Genomic DNA, 17,735 nt, shown 5'->3' on the forward strand with positions numbered 1-17,735 from the left:
TGTCCGGTCCGGTCACCGCAATCATGCCGGGCCAGGGCCGCCGGGGCTAGGGCCGAAGGTCATGGGAGGCTCCGCGGCGCCCAGGTCCAGCCGGAACGGCGGGTATTCGTCGCGCATCAGCGCGGTGTAGACGATGACCCGGTAGATCCAGCGGTTGATCCCAAGGATCAGGTCGAACAGGGGGCGCAGGTACCGGCCCGTAAACAGCAGGGCAACGGCCGCGACCAGGACCAGCAGTCCCAGCAGCGACAGGCCTGAGCCCCGCTCGTACGTAGTCCCAAAGAAGTTCTGTTCGGCTTCCCACCGCCAGGTGGTGCCTGCGAAAGCGGCCACCAGGAGCAGGTGCGGAATGGCGAGCAGCCACCACTTGATGAGGACCAGGCCCCGGGAGAGACGCTGCGGGTAGTCCACCTCGAAGTCGGCCGGATAGTTGGTACGGGCCAGGGTGAAGGGCGGGTAGACGTCAGTACCGACGGCGGCATAGGCGTAGAAGGCCACCCGCCAGTTCCAGCGGAGCACGCCGACGTTGAAGTCGAACAGCGGCCGCGGATACCGGCCGGTGAACAGGATGGCGAAGCCGGCCACGATGGTGGTGACGATGAATGCAAACCAGAGGAAGAACAGAATGATGAAATGCGGGATGGCCAGGAACCACTTCACGAGCCACATCCAGCGGGAGAGGCGGGGATCGAGTTCCCCGTAGAGCCGTGCCGGGTAGGGCGCGTAGTCAGCCGATAAGCCGCCGGGCGGGGGCGGGACGGCTCCTGGCTGGACGGATTCTGGCGGGACAACTCCGGGTGGAATTGCTCCGGGCGGCACTGTTCCGGGCGGAATTGGTCCGGGCGGGACTGCAGCGCCTGGCGAACCGGGTGGGGCCGCTCCCGCCGGCGTTGCCCCTGGCCCCGCCGGACCGGCGGGGTAGGGGCTGCCGGGAGGGGCGCTGCCTGGATACGCACTGCCGGGATAGGCACTGCCCGGATAGGGGCCGCCGCTGGCATACGGACCGCCCTGGTAGGGCCCTCCGGGGTAGGTGCTGCCGGTGTAGGGACCGCCTGCCGGCGGCCTGGCCGGCGGACCCGCGTGCCGCCCGAGCCCCATGGCGCCGAACACAATCAGGGGGATCCCGATCAGGAGGGCGATGGTTCCGCCCACCAGCAGGCCGGTGGCTGCCGGCCCGATCAGCTCGGACCGGAAGCCGGCCTGCATCCGGACGTCCACCCCGGAGGAGGCATCAGCGTTCATCACCACGATTTCCCAGGTGCCGGCCGCGAGGTCCCAGGTCAGCTCCTGCTGCCCCGGACCTGACACCGAGGTGGTCCAGAAACCCTGCCCGGCAGGCGGCGTGGCGGGTGTGTCCCCGGGGATGTCGCGGTACTCCGCACGGTCGCCCCGCCGGAAGGCATTGAGCAGCTCCGAACGATGGACGCCTGAGAGGTAACGCTCGACGTCCGCCTGCGGGCCGATGCCGATGAACACCTCCTTGCCCGGTGATGCGGATTCCGCCCGCAACCGCAGCGTCCCGATGTCGAAGGGAACCCTGCCCGGCACGTCTTCGCGGAAAGTCTCCATCCGTGGTGACGTGATTGCATAGGAGCTGACGGAAAAGCGGTTGGTACTGGACGTCAGGTACCCGTCGCCCTGGGCGGCTCCCACGGCTGACGCCACGGCACCGCCCGCCAGGGCAGCCAGGCCCGGCACCGCCAGCAGGATCCCGAGAATGAGCATGATGATGGCGGCGGGCTTTTTCATGGTGTGGTTCCTTGCACCTGGGAAACTCGGCGTGGAAGAGGAGCTGGTGGGACAGGGCGCAGCTGCCGCTGCGCACTAGATCTGGCTCACGCCGGCCTCGGTCCTGGTGATGATGGTGGGGCAGGGGAGGTGCCTCAGGACACCGTGGGCGGTCGAACCGAGGAGAAGGCGCTTGAAGGCGCCCCGGCCGCGGCTGCCCACCACCAGCAGCCGCGCACCGGACGCGGCATCCACCAGCGCATCCACCGGTCCGCGCTCGGTCTCAAGCCGCTGGTGAACCGTGAGGTCCGGGTAGTCCTCCTTGAGCCCGGCGACGGTTTCGGAAAGCACAATCCGTTCTTCATCGACGGCCAGGCTTGCCAGGGTGGCTGTTGACAGGCCGGCGTCGATAACGGGGTTGGGGACGCTGATGGCGTAGACCACCGTCAGTTCGTCGCCGTCCCGGTCCGCTTCCGCTGCGGCGAACGCAACGGCCTGGGTTGCTTCGGGGGACCCGTCCACGCCGACCACTACGCCCGTCCTGCCCTCAAGGTCCTGGGTTCCGACGACGGCGACCGGGACCTTCGCGCCCTTGGCGACCTGCAGCGCCCGGTCGGCCAGCGTGCCGCCGAGGTGGCCGCTGCCGGAGCCGACCACCATCATCGACGTCCTTTTGGAGTACTTGGCCAATGATCCGCCCACGCTGCCGGTGAGGAGTTCGGTGCTGACCGCCGGCTCAACTCCGTCCAGGCGGGCGGCAGCCTTCTGCAGGAGTTCCTGGCCAACTTCCTGGAGGGTGCCGAACCAGGGGTACGGCTCCGCTACCCAGCGGTCGTCCACGACATGGAGGAGGACCAGCGGCAGGCCGGCGCGTTTGGCCCGGGCGGCCGCCCACAGGACCGCGGCCTGGCTCTGGGCCGAATCATTGGTGGCCACAGCGATTGGTTTACGGGTTGTCATGGCCGCACTTCCTGATCTTTTCGAAAGTTCCAGTAATGAGCAGGGCGCCGCCAGGCGCCCGGACCGCAGCCCAGCCATGCCGTGGTCCTGCCCTTCAAGACTGGCTCCGGGCGCCGCGGCGCTGTAGGGCCAAAAGTCACAGGACTGGATAATCCGGCAAGGGGCGTCCGGCCCGCCCGGTGCCCCCGTGTGGTCAAATTTGCCGCCGGGCGGTTCCCACGGGGCACGATTCGTCAGTATGCTTACTAATGTCCTCCGAAGAGAAAGGCACCATCATGACTGAACAGAACCTCCCCGACGACCAACTGGAAGTAGTCCAGGAAGACGACGTGCTGCTCGACCAGGCGCCCGGTGCCGCCTCTTCCCTTGAACTTGATCCGGTATCGGGGGAGCCCGACAGCTACCCGGGGGCCGCGGAGAACAACCCGGACCGCTGGCAGGAGGACCCGCTGCTGCAGGACGAGGCGGTATCCGGCGAAGAGGAAGACTTCCTCAGCGAGCAAACCCTCCGTGATGAGACCGCCCGGGCGCGGTATGAAGCCGGCGACGAGCAGGTGCCGCCGGATGCGCCCACGCTCGGAGAGGCAGCGGCAGACGTCGACTTCGGCGAAGTGCCCACCGGCCTGGAAGCGGACGGCAGCGACGACGAGGAGAATTTCGGCGGCTCCCCGCTCAGCGAGTTCGAACCCGAGGACCTGGAGCACTGACAGCCCAGCCGGCGCGGCCGCGGCAGGCAGGGGAGGAGACGCCATGAAGACCAACGAACTGCTGGCTGACGCCTTCGGGCGGATCCAGGCAGTGGTAACGCAAACCCTCGACGGCCTCGATGAGGCCGCCCTGCAGCGGCGGCCGGCGGGCACCGGCAATTCCATCGCGTGGCTAATCTGGCACCTTGCCCGGGTGGAGGATGCGCAGGTGGCTCCGGCTGCCGGGCTGGAACAGGTCTGGACGGCGCAGGATTTCGTGTCCCGCTTCGGGCTGCCGCTCACCCGGCAGGACACCGGCTACGGCCATACCAGCGGCCAGGTGGACGCGGTGCATGCGCCCCGGGAACTCCTGCAGGAATACTACGACGCCGTGCACCGGCAAACAGCCACCGTCCTGTCAGGGCTCCGGGACGCCGACCTTGACCGCGTTGTCGACAGGAACTGGGACCCACCGGTCACCTACGGGGTGCGGCTGGTGAGCATCCTTGCCGACTGCCTCCAGCATGCCGGCCAGGCCGCCTACGCCAAGGGGCTGCACGGAGGGGAGGCGGACCGGGCCGGTGCGTGAGCTGGTGGTCCTGGGCACCGCCTCGCAGGTGCCCACGCGGGCCAGGAACCACAACGGCTACTTCCTGGGCTGGGACGGAGAAGGACTGCTCTTCGACCCCGGTGAAGGCACCCAGCGACAGATGATCCACGCCGGCGTCTCTGCCACCCGGATCACCAGGATCTGCCTGACCCACGTGCACGGCGACCACTGTTTCGGCCTGCCGGGAGTGCTGTCGCGGATGGCCCTGGACGGCGTGTCCCACCCGGTGCACCTGCATTATCCGGCGGCCGGCGAGGAGATCGTCCGGGCCCTTCTTTCCGTCAGTTCGCCAGGCGTAGACCTGCGGCTGCACCCCCATGGTTCAGCCGGAACCGTGGCCGAGGGCCTGGAGGTCCGGCCACTCAAGCACCGGATCGAGACGTTCGGTTACCGGCTCACCGAACCGGACGGCCGCACTTTCCTGCCGGAGCGGCTTCGCGCCGCCGGCGTCGCCGGCCCGGACATCGGGCGGCTGCAGCGCGGGGGCAGCCTTGAGGGGGTGCCGCTCGAGGAAGTGAGCATTCCGCGGCCGGGCCAGCGCTTCGCCTTCATCATGGACACGGCGCCTTGCGCCGGCGCCGACGAACTCGCCTCCGGGGCGGACCTGCTGGTCACGGAATCAACGTTCAGCGACGACGACGGCGGGCTGGCTGAGCAATACCGCCACCTCACCGCCGGGCAGGCGGGGCAGTTGGCGGCGGCCGCGGACGCGCGCATCCTGGTGCTGACGCACTTCTCGGCGCGGTACGGCGACGACGTCTCACTGCTGGCGGCCCAGGCGAAGGCGCGCGCCCCCGCTGTGGCGGTGGTGGCGGCGGACGACCTGCAGCGCATCGCCGTTCCCCCGAGGCGCACTGCGCCGGGATTTACGGTCCGGACCGGATTCGCGCCCCGCACCCCCCAGGACGAACCACGGAGATAGGGTTGAAACATGACGGCAGCAGCTGAATCCATGGTCACGCTCGACGGCAAGTTCGCCCGCGAACTGGCCGAACTCGCCGTTCCCTGGCAGGCCGAGGAAGCCCCGGCTCCGGAACTGCTGGTGCTGAACGAGGCGCTGGCCAATGATCTGGGCCTGGACCCGGGCTACCTCCGCAGCCCCGAAGGCGTCCGGCTCCTGGTGGGCAACCATGTCCCGGAGGGTGCCACACCGGTGGCACAGGCGTATGCCGGGCACCAGTTCGGCGGGTACTCGCCCCTGCTCGGTGACGGCCGCGCCCTGTTGCTGGGTGAGGTGGCGGACCGCAGCGGACGCATTCGCGATGTCCACCTCAAAGGCTCCGGCCGCACTCCGTTCGCCCGCGCCGGGGACGGCCGTGCCGTCGTCGGGCCCATGCTGCGGGAGTACCTGGTCAGCGAGGCCATGCATGCCCTCGGGATCCCCACCACCCGCTCCCTTGCCGTCGTGGCCACCGGGCGGCAGGTGCGGCGCGACGGGATGCTGCCCGGGGCCGTCCTGGCCAGGGTGGCGGGCAGCCACCTGCGTGTCGGCAGCTTCCAGTACGCGCGGGCAACGGAGAATACCGGCCTGCTGCGGAGGTTGGCGGACCACGCCATTGCCCGCCATTACCCGGGCGCTGCGGAGGCGGAAAACCCCTACCTGGAACTGTTCCGGTCCGTGGTCTCGGCCCAGGCTTCCCTGGTGGCCCGGTGGATGCTGGTCGGGTTCGTGCACGGGGTGATGAACACGGACAACATGACCATCTCCGGGGAGACGATCGACTACGGCCCGTGCGCTTTCATGGACGCGTTCAACCCTGGTGCCGTCTACAGTTCCATCGACGTCAGCGGACGCTATGCCTACGCCAACCAGCCCGTTCTTGCCGAATGGAATCTCGCCAGGCTGGCCGAGGCGATGCTGCCGCTGATCGACGAGGACCAGGAGAAGGCAGTAACGCCGGCGGTGGAGGCGCTGGGAGCATTCCGCGGGCAATACAGCGCCGCGTGGTCCAGCGGCATGAGGGCCAAGCTGGGCATTCCCGAGGCCGCGGCCGGCGATGAGGAAGCCTCAGCCGTGGTGGACGGGGCTATCGCCATCCTCAAGGATGGCCCCGTCGACTACACCCTGTTCTTCCGGAACCTCGGCAAGGCTGCCGGCGGCGACCTCCGGCCCGCCCGCGGCATGGTCCTTGACCTGGCGGCCTTTGATGCCTGGGTTGGGCGGTGGCAGGCCCTGGGTCCCGACCAGGAGCTGATGGACAGCGTGAACCCGGCGTACATTCCGCGCAACCACCTGGTGGAAGAAGCCCTTGCGGCCGCCACCGGGGGAGACCTGGGTCCCCTGCGCCGGCTGCTGGAAGCGGTCACTGAACCCTTCACCGAGCGGCCCGGGCTGGAACGCTACGCCGAGGGAGCGCCCGAAGACTTCGGGAGTTACATGACCTTCTGCGGGACCTGAACACAGAAGGGCGGCGGCCGGGAGTCCCGGCCGCCGCCCTTCTTTAAACCGCGCGGTGGTTAGGCTACGCGGACCGCGGAGTAGCCGCCGAGCCAGCTGATGGAGTGTACCTCGGTGGTGTAGCCGTTGACGCCGCCACTGACCACCTGGCCGTTGCCGGCGTACACGCCAACGTGGCCGGAGGTGATGATGAGGTCACCGGGGGCCGGGCTGCCCACCACACTGCCGTACTGGAAGAACTGGGTGGGGGCCAGATCGCCCACAGACTTGCCCACGGAGCGCAGGGCCTTCTCCACCATGGCGGTGCAGTCCTGCTGGACACCCAGCTGGCCGTAGGCCGAAGCGAGGATCGCTGCGCCCGTGCCGGTACCGGTGGAGGCCGGGGTGGCCGACGCGTAGGACATGTTCATCCCGGTGTTCACCGGGGTGGACGCCGCAGCCGCCGTCACGGGTGCCGGGGCGGCAGCGGGTGCCGGAGCAGGTGCCGGGGCTGCCGCAACGTAGCCGGCACCCGGAATCTGGATCTGGTCGCCCGGGTAGATGATCGAGGACAGCCCCAGTCCATTGGCGGACAGGACGTCGTTCAGGCCAACACCGTGGGCTGCCGCGATGGCGCCCAGGGTGTCGCCGGAAACCACCGTGTGGACGGTGCCGGCAGCAGCAGCCGGCGCTGCAACCTGCGCGGCGGGCGCGGCGGTGGCCTCGACGTTAGCCTGCGCTGTGGTGTCCGGGGCGGTTACACCTGCGTGGGCCGGCGCACCGACCCCGAAGGCAATGCCGGATGCTGCTGCCACTGCGAGCGCCGGGCGGCCCAGCGAGCGGGCCTGGGACTTTGCTGTCGCGGCGAGGCCCTCGAGCACAATTGAGCGGGCCGGAGTCGCGCGGTGACGGGCTGCATTGGAAATTTTTGACACGGTTGATCGCCTCTCCCATGCCTGCGGGGTGAGCTGTCGGGTTCGGGCTGGAGATGCCCGGCCGAAAGCACCCGCGACGGACGGAGGCGCTATTCGACTTAACCCCAAGGCCTCAAGAGGCCATGGAAATGTGGTTCCCCCGTCCCTGCCAGCTGGAAACGATCGAATCCCGGGTCAGCGGCAGGGCTCGGCAAGCTGATGGGAATGTCCCGTCTGGGAGGGACACCATCCGACCATAACCCGCGCTCGGGCCAATTGTCACATTTGGATAACATGCGATGCTTTCCTCTCGAATTCAGCAATCGTCTTGATGCCCCACTTTGGCCTGCTGCTGCTGCCTGCTTGGGACGGTTTGGTAACGCTTCAGCACCAACCTCCGCCAAGGCCGGGTAAGCACCCCGTAAGCTTCTGCACTATGCCCCTGGCCGTGACCAGGATCAAGGCTCCCGGAAGCCGCGCCAGCCCGGCCCCCTCGGTGCCCGACGCATCACCGGTGACGGCGGTGCCAACTATGACTCCCCGTGCGGCGCCTGGAACCACTCGTATCCGGGAACTGTTACTGAGGGGCGCTAGGCTTTCCCTATGCCAGACGTTGAACGGTTCCGGGTGCTGCTCGAGCAGGAGCGGGAACGGAGGTCGGCGTTGCTGCCCGAGCTCCGGGCGGATATCGCGGCGGCGAATTCGGCGCGCCAGGACTCGAACGTCGACGACGAGCACGACCCCGAGGGCGCCACGATTGCCTTTGAGCTCTCCCAGGCGTCGGCCCTCCTGAAGCAGAGTTCCGCGGGCCTGGACCAGGTGGAGGCGGCCCTGGCCCGGATCGCCGCCGGCACCTACGGTATCTGTGCCGTGTGCGGGGAGCCCATCGCCGAGGGCCGGCTGGAAGCCCGGCCGTGGACCCCTTATTGCATCCGGCATGCCGCGGCAGGGCGGGGACAATGACCGGTGCCACGGATACGGTGGCTGCTGCGGCGGAGTTCATCGACCGGACCCTCCAGAACGAGGGCGCCTGGTACCGGGCGGACGACGTTGGCAGCAGGCTGGGCGGGGCCCTTGCCTCCTACGGCTCGTCCGTGGGGGCGGTCCGCGGTACTGTGCGCGATGCCCTGCGCAAATTCAAGGCCCTTGACCACGACGGCACGGTCATGCTTGCTTCGGCGCTCTGGGGCCAGCCCAAACCCGGTGCCCGGCCCGTTTTTGAGCGGCGCCTGGCCGCCGTCGTGCTGCTGCAGTCAAAGGTCCGCATCCTCAGGCATTCGGACCTGACCCGCCTTGAGGGGTTCCTCCGTACCGCGCTGGCGCAGGAACTGGCGGAAGCGATGCTCGCGCACGTCCTGGTGCCGCTGCTGGCGGGACTGGGGGAACGCGAACGGCAGCGCGCCGACGTTGTCCTGGCAAGGTGGCGGGAAGACCCGGACCCGCAGTTGCAGGCGGCCGCGGACGCCCTTGAAAAGGACCTGACCCTTAGAAACGCACTTGGGAGATCCAATGAACGAACCGTTTGACCTCGACCGTTTTGTCACCGCCCAAAACCGCGGTGGAACCTATGAACAGGCGCTGGGGGAGCTGCAGGTCGGCAACAAGACCGGCCACTGGATGTGGTTCATCTTTCCGCAGATCGCCGGACTGGGGCGCAGTGCCACGTCCCGCACCTATGCCATCGCGTCGCTGGCCGAAGCCCGGGCGTACCTGGACCACGACGTCCTCGGCCCCCGGCTGCTCGAATGCGCGCAGGCCCTGACCAACCACCCCGACCGGTCCGCCGAGGATATCCTGGGCGGCATCGATGCGCAGAAACTGCGGTCCTCCATGACACTGTTCCTCCGGGCGGCGCCCGGAGAAACAGTGTTCAAGACCGTCCTGGCCCAGTTCTTCGACGGCCAGCCGGACGAGGCCACCGACGCGCTGCTTGCCGAACAGGAAGCTGCCGGATAACGGCAACTGCTACGGCGTGGGGCTGCCGCCGTTGACGTTGAGCGTTTCGCCCACCACGTAGCTGGACTCCGGCGAGGCGAGGAAGACATACGCGGGCGCCAGTTCGGCGGGCTGCCCGGCCCGGCCCAGGGGAGTGGACTGGCCGAACTCCGGCAGTTCCTCCTTCGGCTGGCCGCTGCTCACCTGCAGCGGGGTCCAGATGGGGCCCGGAGCCACCGCGTTCACCCGGATCCCCTTCGGTGCCAGCTGCTGCGCAAGGCCCTTCGTGAAGTTGTTGATGCTGGCCTTGGTGGTGGCGTAGTCCACCAGCGTGGGTGACGGGTTGTACGCCTGGATCGAGGTGGTGTTGATGATGGTGGAGCCCGGAGGCATGTGCGGCACCGCAGCCTTGGTCAGCCAGAACATGGCGTAGACGTTGGTCTTCAGCGTGTGGTCGAACTGCTCGTCAGTGATGTCCTGCAGGTCCTTCTGGGCCACCTGCTTGCCGGCGTTGTTGACCAGGATATCCACGCCGCCCAAGACGGCCACGGCGGTATCCACCAGGTCCCTGCAGGCCGCCGCGTCCTTGAGGTCGCCGGGGACTTTCACCGCCTTGCGTCCCGCGGCCTCGATGATTCCAGCGATCCGCGATGCGTCTTCTTCTTCCTGCGGCAGGTAGGACAGGACGACGTCGGACCCCTCACGGGCGAAGGCAATCGCCGTTGCCGCCCCGATGCCGGAGTCCGCCCCGGTAATAATGGCGCGCCGGCCTTCCAGCCGCCCTGTGCCGCGGTAGGTCTCTTCGCCCAGGTCGGCCTTGGGCTCCAGTTCCGCGTCCAGGCCCGGTTCGGGCTGGTGCTGCTCTGGCGGGGAGATCTTCCCGTAGGCGGTCACGGGGTTGCGGAACGTGTACTGGTCGGTCATGCGGTCCTCCTCATCGCGCAAAAAACTAAGCATGCTTACATTTCCCAGCCTAGGCAATCATTCCGCCCCTGCCAACCCGCTCAGGCGCGGGGAACCTCCACCAGCCTGACCTCCGCCAGCCGCCCGCCGTCAACGGCCGCTTCCATGTAGGTGCAGGCCGGCTGCCGGCGCCGGTCGGTGGGGGAGCCGGGATTCAGCAGCCGGAGCCCCCCGGGCGAGGTGGTGTCCCACGGGATGTGGCTGTGTCCGAACACCAGGACGTCCGCGTCCGGGTACAACGACTCGCAGCGCAGGTCCCGGCCCTTGGCCGGCCCCGTCTCGTGGACCATCGCAAACCGGACGCCGTCCAGGGTGATGCGTGCCGTCTCCGGGAGCCGCCGGCGCAGTTCCGGGCCGTCATTGTTGCCGTGGACACCCAGCAGCAACGTGCTGCGTTCCTCGAACTCATCCAGCAATGCCGGCTCCACCCAGTCGCCGGCATGGAACACCACGTCGGCGCTTTCGACGGCGGCCCACACCCGTTCCGGCAGGTTCCTGGCGCGCTTGGGCACGTGGGTGTCGGCGAGAAAAACCAGTTTCAGCGGCATACCGGAATCCTGCCATGCCTGCCCTGTTCCCGCAGGCCGCCGAGTCGTAATCTGGGGGCTGGGAGGTGATTGCCATGGAGGCAGCCCAAGGCGACCGCATCGTGGTGCGCGGACGGACCGTCGGATCCGCAGACCGGCACGGGGTGATCCTGGAAGTCCGTGGCCAGGGCGGGGCCCCGCCCTATGTTGTCCGCTTCGACGACGGGCACGAGACTGTCATGTACCCCGGCGGCGATTTCGCCGTCGAACGCGGCCACGCAACCTGACACCCGCCGGTACCTGACGTCCCGCCGGCGCATTGCCCCTGTAACGCAGTTCCGCTGTAAGCCGGAAGCACCTGTCAGACTGGAGCAATGGAACATTTTCCGGCCTCCGCTTCGTCCTCACGGCCTCCGCAGCGCACAGGTCCGCGCGACCCGGGTGATGCCTGGGTGGAGGGTGACCGCGGCCGCTACTGGGGCAGGTTCGGCGCGGCCGGTGTCCTGGCGTACGACCCCGCCAAGGGCGTCCTCCTCCAGCACCGCGCCGTGTGGAGCCACAACGGCGGAACCTGGGGGCTGCCCGGCGGGGCGCTGCACGAGGGCGAGGAAGCCGTCGACGGCGCACTCCGCGAGGCCTACGAAGAGGCTGCGGTCCCATCGGAGAGCGTGGAGGTGCTCTTCACCTCGGTGCTGGACCACGGCTACTGGTCCTATACCACCGTGGTGGTGCGGGTACGGGAATCCTTCGACCCCGTAATCAGCGACCCGGAAAGCATCGCATTGCTGTGGATTCCGCTGTCCGAGGTGGACGGCCTGGACCTCCACCCAGGGTTCGCGGCATCCTGGCCCGGCCTCTTGGACCGACTTGGCGGACGGGCCTAGTACCCCTCGCCGTATTCGGCCGTCACCAGGATGGGCAGGTGGTCGGAGTTGCCGCGCGGAAGTGTTTCCACGCTTGCGATGTCCAGGCCCAGCGAGGTGGCGAAGTCGAAGTGGCCCTTGAACACCTTGTAGCGGGTGTAGGTGCGGCGGTTGCTGAGGGAGAGCGCGTACCCGGAGTTCTTCATGTGCATGTCCAGGTTCTTGGTGAAGAACGGGTAGTTGAAATCCCCTACCATCAGCGTCATCAAGCCCCTGCCCATGCTCAGCAGTTCGGCGTGCGCTGCATGGATCTGCTTGCGCCGCAGGGAGTTGGAGGCAGTGAGCGGCGCCGCGTGGAACGAGCCTATGACCAGTTCGTGCTGGGTCTCGTTGTCCATGACACGCGTCCCGATGAGGCGCTCGTGCGCGGGGGCCAGCACGCGGTCGTGCATGGATTTCTTCAACGCAAAGGACTGCGTGTCCAGGGCGGTGAACCGGCTGGTGCGGTAATAGATGGCCAGGCCCAGCCGGTTGCCCTTGGTGACGTCTGCCAGGTGCAACGGGCCCAGCGTCTCGGGCAGGTCGCTGGCATCCACCTCCTGGAGGCAGAGCGCATCGATGTCGTGATTCCGTGCCAGGGCGAGAAGTTCGCCGCTCGCCTTGTGCTTGCGGAGGTTGTAGCTGATGACGCGCATGAAATACCTCTTTTGAGGTTGCTGACAGGACCAGTTCCTGAGTCTAGTGCGATGCCTGCACGGACACCCCAACATTTCGCCCGCTGCCCGGCGTGCCGTCCCGGCACGGGATAGAGTTAGGGCCAATTCACCGAAATCCCTGAAGGGGCCAGCGTTGACTGCAGATCTGCCCGAACTCGCCGAAGGCAACTTTTACTACCAGGCGCTCGGTGGCGGCCGTTTCCGGTCGACCATCCACGCCCAGGGCGCCTGGAATGCCCACGAACAGCACATGGCTCCCGCCTCCGGACTGATGGCCGAGGCCCTGGAGCGGCACGAGCCGCGCGCAGACCTGCGGATGGCCCGGCTCAGCTACGAGATCCTGGGGCTGATTCCAGGGGGCGAATTCCAGATTGAGACCACCACGCTTCGGCCCGGGAAGACCATAGAACTGGTCCAGGCCGAACTCGTGGCCGGCGGCCGCACGGCGATCCGTGGCACCGCGTGGCGGATGGTCACCAGCGACACCAGTGGCGTGGCCGCCGTCGAGGATCAGACGATTCCGGGCCCCGACGAATGCAAGCCGTATGACGGCTCCGCCGTCTGGCCCGGCGGCTTTATCCGTTCGCTGGAGATGCGGGTGGCTGAAGGCCACCGGCCGGGAGCAGGCAAGGTGTGGCTGCGCACGGAGCACCCCTTGACGGACCAGGCCGACAGCGGCGACACAGCCCGGCTCATGGGCCTGGTGGACACCGCAAACGGCATCGCCGCCCGCGTCCCGCCCGGCAAGGACAGCTACGCCTTTCCCAACCTGGACCTCCAGATCCACATGTACCGCAGGCCAGGGGGCGAGTGGCTGGGGCTGGACAACGCCGTCTCGTTCGGCCGCGACGGGATCGGACTCACCTCAACGGTGCTGCACGACCGTCAGGGGCCCTTTGGCCGGGCCGAGCAGATCCTGACGCTCCGCAGGACCTGACGAGCCCGCGCCCCCCGTAAACGCGCAGGGGACGGCCGTCCGGGGCAGGTCCGCGGAGGCAGGCGGTAGGCAACGTGCCGGATGTATCGTTGTATATCGTTGGCGTTTCACAGAGGAGATCACCATGCGTGGTTCATTCCCGGCAGGCGGATTCGGCGGCAACAACATCGACGCCATGTGGCAGGCCGTCGAGGAGCTCCGCTCACGCTTTGAAAAACACGGGAGCACCCGTGCAGGCAAAGGTGAAGTGCGTGCGGCGGTGCTGGCACTGCTGGCGGAGCGTCCCATGCACGGCTACCAGATCATCCGCGAGATCGAAGACCGCAGCGGCGGCGCCTGGAAACCCAGTGCGGGTTCCGTGTACCCCACGCTGCAGCTGCTGGCCGACGAAGGTTCCATCAAGGCCGAGGAATCCAATGGCCGCAAAATCTACTCCCTGACCGAGTCGGGCCGCGAAGAGGCAGCTGCCCACCACGGCCCCGCGCCCTGGGATGCTGCGGCCGCCGGCTCCGGATCCCTGCCCAGGGCCGCCGTCGAGCTCGCCCAGGCTACAGCCCAGGTGGGGCGCACGGGCTCGCCGGAGCAGGTGCAGGAGGCGGTGGCAGTGCTCGATGAGGCGCGCCGCCGGATGTACGCGATCCTCGCGCGGAACTGACGCGGGTGGCGCCAAGCGTCCAGGACCGCGGCGGGCCCCTGCCCGGCGCCGGAGATGGCGGTGCCGTAAACAGCAGCGCCGGGGACGGCCAGGACGGAGAAGTCCGGGCCGGAAGCACCCGTGCCCGTTACCGCCGCATCCTGCGCTTCGCCGCCTGGAACCTGGCAGCCATCTGGTGGTTTGAGCTGTTCCTCCCCAGGATCGGGCTGGGCCGGCTCGCAGAACGGACCCGCTCGCGCAGGATGCGGCAGTTCGCCCGGCGTTTCCATGACCTTGCCGTGGAACTTGGCGGCCTGATGATCAAGGTGGGCCAGTTCCTGTCCTCCAGGCTCGACGTCCTTCCCCCCGAGATCACCAAGGAGCTCGAAGGGCTGCAGGACGAGGTGCCGCCCGTTCCCTTTCCGCAGATCCGGCGCCTGGCCGAGAAGGAACTTGGCGCGCCCCTCGCAGAGGTCTTTGCCGCCCTGGAGGAGGTTCCGATCGCGGCAGCGTCGCTCGGCCAGGCACACCTGGCCCGCCTCAATCCGCTCGACGGTGCGGACACCGGGCTGGACAGGGTGGTGGTGAAGGTGCAGCGGCCAGGCATCGGCGCCATCGTCGACGTCGACCTCGCCGCCCTGCGCAGGGTGGGCGGATGGCTCAAGCGGTTCCGGGTGGTCGCCGAACGTGCCGACGTGCCCGCCCTCGTGGAGGAATTCGCGCAGACAAGCTTCGAGGAGATCGACTACCTGCACGAGGCAGCCAACTGCGAGCGGTTCGCGGAGGACTTTGCCCGGGACGCCAAGGTGGCCGTGCCCGGCGTCGTCTGGGAGCGGTGCACCCGCCGGGTCCTCACCCTCGAGGACGTGACGGCCGTCAAGATCACCGATAAGGCCGGGCTCCGGGCGCTTGGAATCGACCCCGCCGAGGTGGCCCCCGTCTTCGCGGCCGTCATGTTCGACCAGCTGTTCACGAACGGCTTCTTCCACGCCGACCCGCACCCCGGCAACATCTTTGTCACCCCTGTCCCGGCCGGCGGCGACGGGCGCCCGTGGAAACTGACATTCATCGACTTCGGCATGATGGGCGAAGTTCCCGCCTCGACACGCAAAGGCCTGCGGAAACTGCTGATTGCGGCCGCCGCCCGCGATGGCAAGGGACTCGTGGCCGCCATCCGGGAAGTAGGCGTGCTGGTGCCCACCGCGGACACAGTGGAGCTCGAGCGCGCCATGACACACCTCTTTGCCCGCTTCGGCGGGATGGGCTTCGCCGAACTGCGCGAAGTGGATCCGCGCGAATTCCGTGACTTCGCTGTGGAGTTCGGCGATGTGGTCCGTTCGCTGCCCTTCCAGCTGCCGGAGAACTTCCTGCTGATCATCCGCGCCATGTCCCTGACCTCCGGGGTGTGTAGTTCGCTGGACGAGCGGTTCAACCTGTGGGATTCGGTGGAACCCTATGCGGCGCAGCTGCTGCGGGACGAGCGCGGCAACTTCGTCCAGGATGTTGCCCGGCAGGCGGTGGACGCCGCCGGAATAGCCCTCGGCCTGCCCGGGCGGCTGGACGCCCTGGCTGCCCGGCTCGAAGAGGGATCGCTGCCCCTGGCGGTCCCGCGGCTGGAGCGGCAGGTGGCCCGGCTGGACCGCGTGGCCAGGCGTTCGGCGTCGGTCATGGTCTTCGGCGCCCTCCTCGTCTCAGGTGCCGTGCTCCGGGGCGCGGACCCCGTCCTGGGCAGCGTGCTGATGATCGCGTCTGCGCTTCCGCTGCTCCACGGGCTGTGGGTGGGCCGCCGGCACTGACCTCCGCAGGCTTCCCTGCCGTGTCAGGGACAGGCAGTGGCACGGCGTAACCTAGGGGTGGCCGTCCGCCAGGACTGGCACTGACCGCGGGACACAGGGAGCAAGGCAAGATGCACGACGCCGGAACGGGACTGGCCACATGAACGCGCCGCGCACTTTGACCGTGGTACGGCAGGACGTGTCCCTCGGCGCAGGCCGCGACCTTGAATTCGGGCTGGAACTGCTGGCGCGGGCAAAAAACGGCGGGATCGGCCCCACCCTGCGGCTGTACCGCCCGGCGCCGACCGTTGCCTTCGGCCAGCGGGACACCCGGCTGCCCGGATTTGAAGCCGCGGCCCAGGCCTGCCGCGACGACGGCTTCGAACCACTGGTCCGCCGGGCCGGGGGACGCGCCGCTGCGTACCATCAGGGAACGTTGGTGGTGGACCACATCGAGCCGGACGCGGACGCCATTGCCGGATCGAAGACGCGGTTCGGCTACTTTGGCGAACTGTTCGCCCAGGCCCTGCGCCTCGTGGGGGTGCAGGCGGACGTAGGGGAAATCCCGGGGGAGTACTGTCCCGGGGAGTTCAGCGTTCACGGCACCGACCCCGCCGACAGCTCCCGCCGCGTGAAACTTGTGGGCACCGCACAGCGGGTGGTCTCCGGCGGCTGGCTCTTCAGCTCCGTGATCGTGGTGGAAGACTCTCCACCAATCCGCAAAGTGCTCACGGACAGTTACGCCGCACTCGGGCTGGACTGGGACCCCGCCACCGCCGGCGCCGCCAACGACCTCGTGCCGGGCCTTGCCGTGGATGACGTGGAGCAGGCCCTCCTTAAGACCTATGCGGGCCATGCCACCCTGGAATCTGCTCCATTCAGCAGCCTGGGGGCATGACCCGCATCAGAAAAGTCCCGGCAGGCGCTTAGGCGGCCAGCCGGTCCCTGACCTCGGCTGCCGACGGGTTGGTGGCCGCCGTGCCGTCCGGGAAGAGGACCGTGGGGACGGTGCGGTTGCCTCCGTTGAGCTGCTCCACGAGTTCGGCGGTACCGTCCACCTCTTCGATGTTGATCTCGGTGTAGCCGATGCCCTGGGCGTCGAGCTGCTTCTTCAGCCGGTTGCAGTAGCCGCACCAGGTGGTCGAGAACATGGTGATGGTGCCGGATTCGGGAGTGAAGTCCACAGGGCTCTCCTAGCGTCGATTGAAAGGTTTCCTTACCGTCAACGGTAGCGTGCACAGGCGTATTCCCCGTCCCCGGCGGCGCGGTGTGCCGCCTGCATGACAGTATGTGGCGCCGGTGGCATGCTGGTGCCATGTGTGGACGCTACGTAATGGCACGGGCCGTAGGGGATCTGCTGGCCGAATTCGACGCCGAACTGGAAGACGAGGTCAGCATTCCGCCCTCCTGGAATGTGGCCCCCACGGATGCCGTCCCCATCGTCCTGGAGCGGGTCAAGGACGACCATGAAGTCCGCCAGCTGCACGTCGCCCGCTGGGGTCTGGTTCCGTCCTGGGCCAAGGATCCCGGAATCGGTTCGCGCATGATCAATGCCCGCAGCGAGACAGTACTGGAGAAGCCGGCGTTCCGGAAGGCAGCGCAGTCCCGGCGCTGCGCTGTGCCGGCTGATGGATACTACGAATGGAAACAGGGTCCCGGGAAGGCGAAGCAGCCCTACTACGTGCATCCCGGGCAGGGCCACGGCCTGGTCTTCGCCGGCCTGTACGAATGGTGGAAGGACCCGTCCGTGCCCGAGGGTGAGCCTGGACGCTGGCTGCTCTCGACGTCCATCCTGACGGCGGACACACCGCCACCCGGGACGGAATCCACGGTTTTCGGAAAGTTGACGGCGTTGCATGACCGGGTGCCGCTGCCCATGGACAAAGCCACGATGGAGGCCTGGCTGGATCCGCAGGCGGACGACGCCGCCGCTTTGGTGGACCTGGTGCGGGCAGGAGTCAAGGACGCGGCCGCGGACTGGCAGGTGGACTCAGTGGGCAAAGAGGTGGGCAACGTGCGCAACAACGGGCCTGAACTGATCCGCCCGGTGGAAGCCCTGTTCTAGCTGAAGCCCTGTTCCAATGGAGGCCCTGTTCCAGCAGCCGCTGCC

Annotated in this window: 21 protein-coding genes and 1 riboswitch; of the genes, 14 read left to right on the forward strand and 7 right to left on the reverse strand. The window is 68.1% G+C overall.

Going from position 1 to position 17,735, the window contains the following annotated elements:
* Positions 1-21: 21 nt before the first annotated feature.
* On the reverse strand, positions 22-1,749 hold the full coding sequence (locus K4G53_RS11970) for a DUF4389 domain-containing protein (RefSeq protein WP_221385917.1): 1,728 nt from the start codon (positions 1,747-1,749) through the stop codon (positions 22-24).
* A 75-nt stretch (positions 1,750-1,824) separates the two neighbouring features.
* The gene (locus K4G53_RS11975) at positions 1,825-2,688 is read right to left on the reverse strand and encodes a universal stress protein (protein ID WP_221385918.1); all 864 of its coding nucleotides are present in this window, start codon (positions 2,686-2,688) and stop codon (positions 1,825-1,827) included.
* 275 nt (positions 2,689-2,963) lie between these two features.
* Here K4G53_RS11975 and K4G53_RS11980 point away from each other — a divergent pair, with 275 nt between their 5' ends.
* The 4 genes from K4G53_RS11980 to K4G53_RS11995 are packed head-to-tail and all read left to right on the forward strand — an operon-like array spanning position 2,964 to position 6,382.
* The gene (locus K4G53_RS11980; RefSeq protein ID WP_221385919.1) at positions 2,964-3,395 is read left to right on the forward strand and encodes a hypothetical protein; all 432 of its coding nucleotides are present in this window, start codon (positions 2,964-2,966) and stop codon (positions 3,393-3,395) included.
* Between the two features lie 43 nt (positions 3,396-3,438).
* On the forward strand, positions 3,439-3,963 hold the full coding sequence (locus K4G53_RS11985) for a DUF664 domain-containing protein (protein ID WP_221385920.1): 525 nt from the start codon (positions 3,439-3,441) through the stop codon (positions 3,961-3,963).
* Positions 3,956-4,906, forward strand: a complete 951-nt coding sequence (locus K4G53_RS11990; protein ID WP_221385921.1) for a ribonuclease Z — start codon at positions 3,956-3,958, stop codon at positions 4,904-4,906. Before K4G53_RS11985 ends, K4G53_RS11990 begins: the two co-directional genes overlap by 8 nt.
* Positions 4,907-4,915: 9 nt before the next feature.
* Positions 4,916-6,382, forward strand: a complete 1,467-nt coding sequence (locus tag K4G53_RS11995; RefSeq protein WP_221385922.1) for a YdiU family protein — start codon at positions 4,916-4,918, stop codon at positions 6,380-6,382.
* Positions 6,383-6,441: 59 nt separating this feature from the next.
* Here the strand turns inward: K4G53_RS11995 and K4G53_RS12000 are convergent, their stop codons facing one another.
* Positions 6,442-7,296, reverse strand: coding sequence for a LysM peptidoglycan-binding domain-containing protein (locus K4G53_RS12000; RefSeq protein ID WP_221385923.1), 855 nt, complete (start codon positions 7,294-7,296; stop codon positions 6,442-6,444).
* Between the two features lie 3 nt (positions 7,297-7,299).
* A riboswitch (cyclic di-AMP (ydaO/yuaA leader) is annotated at positions 7,300-7,499 on the reverse strand.
* Between the two features lie 379 nt (positions 7,500-7,878).
* On the opposite strand from K4G53_RS12000, the gene K4G53_RS12005 reads away from it, so the two are divergent.
* Genes K4G53_RS12005 through K4G53_RS12015 form a run of 3 tightly spaced genes read left to right on the forward strand, consistent with a single transcriptional unit; the run spans position 7,879 to position 9,231 of the window.
* On the forward strand, positions 7,879-8,238 hold the full coding sequence (locus K4G53_RS12005; protein WP_221385924.1) for a TraR/DksA C4-type zinc finger protein: 360 nt from the start codon (positions 7,879-7,881) through the stop codon (positions 8,236-8,238).
* Complete coding sequence (locus K4G53_RS12010; RefSeq protein ID WP_221385925.1) at positions 8,235-8,801, forward strand: DNA alkylation repair protein; 567 nt, start codon at positions 8,235-8,237, stop codon at positions 8,799-8,801. Before K4G53_RS12005 ends, K4G53_RS12010 begins: the two co-directional genes overlap by 4 nt.
* Positions 8,785-9,231, forward strand: a complete 447-nt coding sequence (locus tag K4G53_RS12015) for a DUF1810 domain-containing protein (protein WP_221385926.1) — start codon at positions 8,785-8,787, stop codon at positions 9,229-9,231. Before K4G53_RS12010 ends, K4G53_RS12015 begins: the two co-directional genes overlap by 17 nt.
* A gap of 9 nt (positions 9,232-9,240) precedes the next feature.
* On the opposite strand, the gene K4G53_RS12020 is transcribed toward K4G53_RS12015, so the two are convergent.
* Entirely contained in the window at positions 9,241-10,134 is an 894-nt protein-coding gene (locus tag K4G53_RS12020; protein ID WP_221385927.1) for a glucose 1-dehydrogenase, read from the reverse strand.
* A gap of 80 nt (positions 10,135-10,214) precedes the next feature.
* Positions 10,215-10,721 carry a metallophosphoesterase gene (locus K4G53_RS12025; RefSeq protein ID WP_221385928.1) on the reverse strand — a complete coding sequence of 169 codons (507 nt, stop codon included), beginning with the start codon at positions 10,719-10,721 and terminating at the stop codon, positions 10,215-10,217.
* A 74-nt stretch (positions 10,722-10,795) separates the two neighbouring features.
* Between K4G53_RS12025 and K4G53_RS12030 the strand changes: the two genes are divergently transcribed.
* Complete coding sequence (locus K4G53_RS12030; protein WP_221385929.1) at positions 10,796-10,987, forward strand: DUF1918 domain-containing protein; 192 nt, start codon at positions 10,796-10,798, stop codon at positions 10,985-10,987.
* Between the two features lie 87 nt (positions 10,988-11,074).
* Positions 11,075-11,584: an NUDIX domain-containing protein gene (locus K4G53_RS12035; RefSeq protein WP_221385930.1), complete on the forward strand. Its 510-nt coding sequence runs from the start codon at positions 11,075-11,077 to the stop codon at positions 11,582-11,584.
* Here the strand turns inward: K4G53_RS12035 and K4G53_RS12040 are convergent.
* A complete protein-coding gene (locus K4G53_RS12040) occupies positions 11,581-12,258 on the reverse strand; it encodes an endonuclease/exonuclease/phosphatase family protein (protein WP_221385931.1) in 678 nt (225 codons plus the stop codon). The two genes, K4G53_RS12035 and K4G53_RS12040, sit on opposite strands and share 4 nt — an antisense overlap.
* 154 nt (positions 12,259-12,412) lie before the next feature.
* On the opposite strand from K4G53_RS12040, the gene K4G53_RS12045 reads away from it, so the two are divergent.
* From K4G53_RS12045 to K4G53_RS12060, 4 genes are all read left to right on the forward strand, one after another.
* A complete protein-coding gene (locus tag K4G53_RS12045) occupies positions 12,413-13,216 on the forward strand; it encodes a thioesterase family protein (protein WP_221385932.1) in 804 nt (267 codons plus the stop codon).
* 124 nt (positions 13,217-13,340) lie between these two features.
* A complete protein-coding gene (locus K4G53_RS12050) occupies positions 13,341-13,871 on the forward strand; it encodes a PadR family transcriptional regulator (protein WP_221385933.1) in 531 nt (176 codons plus the stop codon).
* 5 nt (positions 13,872-13,876) lie between these two features.
* Positions 13,877-15,646 carry an AarF/UbiB family protein gene (locus K4G53_RS12055; protein ID WP_308287871.1) on the forward strand — a complete coding sequence of 590 codons (1,770 nt, stop codon included), beginning with the start codon at positions 13,877-13,879 and terminating at the stop codon, positions 15,644-15,646.
* A 139-nt stretch (positions 15,647-15,785) separates the two neighbouring features.
* Positions 15,786-16,523 (forward strand): lipoate--protein ligase family protein, encoded by a 738-nt coding sequence (locus K4G53_RS12060; RefSeq protein WP_221385934.1) that lies wholly within the window; start codon positions 15,786-15,788, stop codon positions 16,521-16,523.
* A gap of 28 nt (positions 16,524-16,551) precedes the next feature.
* On the opposite strand, the gene K4G53_RS12065 is transcribed toward K4G53_RS12060, so the two are convergent.
* The gene (locus K4G53_RS12065; RefSeq protein WP_221385935.1) at positions 16,552-16,809 is read right to left on the reverse strand and encodes a mycoredoxin; all 258 of its coding nucleotides are present in this window, start codon (positions 16,807-16,809) and stop codon (positions 16,552-16,554) included.
* Between the two features lie 131 nt (positions 16,810-16,940).
* On the opposite strand from K4G53_RS12065, the gene K4G53_RS12070 reads away from it, so the two are divergent.
* Positions 16,941-17,690 carry an SOS response-associated peptidase gene (locus tag K4G53_RS12070; protein WP_221385936.1) on the forward strand — a complete coding sequence of 250 codons (750 nt, stop codon included), beginning with the start codon at positions 16,941-16,943 and terminating at the stop codon, positions 17,688-17,690.
* Positions 17,691-17,735 lie beyond the last annotated feature (45 nt).

This window comes from Arthrobacter sp. MAHUQ-56 (assembly GCF_019710585.1).
Lineage (GTDB): Bacteria > Actinomycetota > Actinomycetes > Actinomycetales > Micrococcaceae > Arthrobacter.

What these genes read in the sequence shown, in the direction of transcription:
- K4G53_RS11970 (WP_221385917.1), bottom strand. Translation starts at nt 1,749, where the DNA reads ATGAAAAAGCCCGCCGCCATCATCATGCTCATTCTCGGGATCCTGCTG.
- K4G53_RS11975 (WP_221385918.1), bottom strand. Translation starts at nt 2,688, where the DNA reads ATGACAACCCGTAAACCAATCGCTGTGGCCACCAATGATTCGGCCCAG.
- K4G53_RS11980 (WP_221385919.1), top strand. Translation starts at nt 2,964, where the DNA reads ATGACTGAACAGAACCTCCCCGACGACCAACTGGAAGTAGTCCAGGAA.
- K4G53_RS11985 (WP_221385920.1), top strand. Translation starts at nt 3,439, where the DNA reads ATGAAGACCAACGAACTGCTGGCTGACGCCTTCGGGCGGATCCAGGCA.
- K4G53_RS11995 (WP_221385922.1), top strand. Translation starts at nt 4,916, where the DNA reads ATGACGGCAGCAGCTGAATCCATGGTCACGCTCGACGGCAAGTTCGCC.
- K4G53_RS12005 (WP_221385924.1), top strand. Translation starts at nt 7,879, where the DNA reads ATGCCAGACGTTGAACGGTTCCGGGTGCTGCTCGAGCAGGAGCGGGAA.
- K4G53_RS12010 (WP_221385925.1), top strand. Translation starts at nt 8,235, where the DNA reads ATGACCGGTGCCACGGATACGGTGGCTGCTGCGGCGGAGTTCATCGAC.
- K4G53_RS12015 (WP_221385926.1), top strand. Translation starts at nt 8,785, where the DNA reads ATGAACGAACCGTTTGACCTCGACCGTTTTGTCACCGCCCAAAACCGC.
- K4G53_RS12020 (WP_221385927.1), bottom strand. Translation starts at nt 10,134, where the DNA reads ATGACCGACCAGTACACGTTCCGCAACCCCGTGACCGCCTACGGGAAG.
- K4G53_RS12025 (WP_221385928.1), bottom strand. Translation starts at nt 10,721, where the DNA reads ATGCCGCTGAAACTGGTTTTTCTCGCCGACACCCACGTGCCCAAGCGC.
- K4G53_RS12030 (WP_221385929.1), top strand. Translation starts at nt 10,796, where the DNA reads ATGGAGGCAGCCCAAGGCGACCGCATCGTGGTGCGCGGACGGACCGTC.
- K4G53_RS12035 (WP_221385930.1), top strand. Translation starts at nt 11,075, where the DNA reads ATGGAACATTTTCCGGCCTCCGCTTCGTCCTCACGGCCTCCGCAGCGC.
- K4G53_RS12040 (WP_221385931.1), bottom strand. Translation starts at nt 12,258, where the DNA reads ATGCGCGTCATCAGCTACAACCTCCGCAAGCACAAGGCGAGCGGCGAA.
- K4G53_RS12050 (WP_221385933.1), top strand. Translation starts at nt 13,341, where the DNA reads ATGCGTGGTTCATTCCCGGCAGGCGGATTCGGCGGCAACAACATCGAC.
- K4G53_RS12060 (WP_221385934.1), top strand. Translation starts at nt 15,786, where the DNA reads ATGAACGCGCCGCGCACTTTGACCGTGGTACGGCAGGACGTGTCCCTC.
- K4G53_RS12070 (WP_221385936.1), top strand. Translation starts at nt 16,941, where the DNA reads ATGTGTGGACGCTACGTAATGGCACGGGCCGTAGGGGATCTGCTGGCC.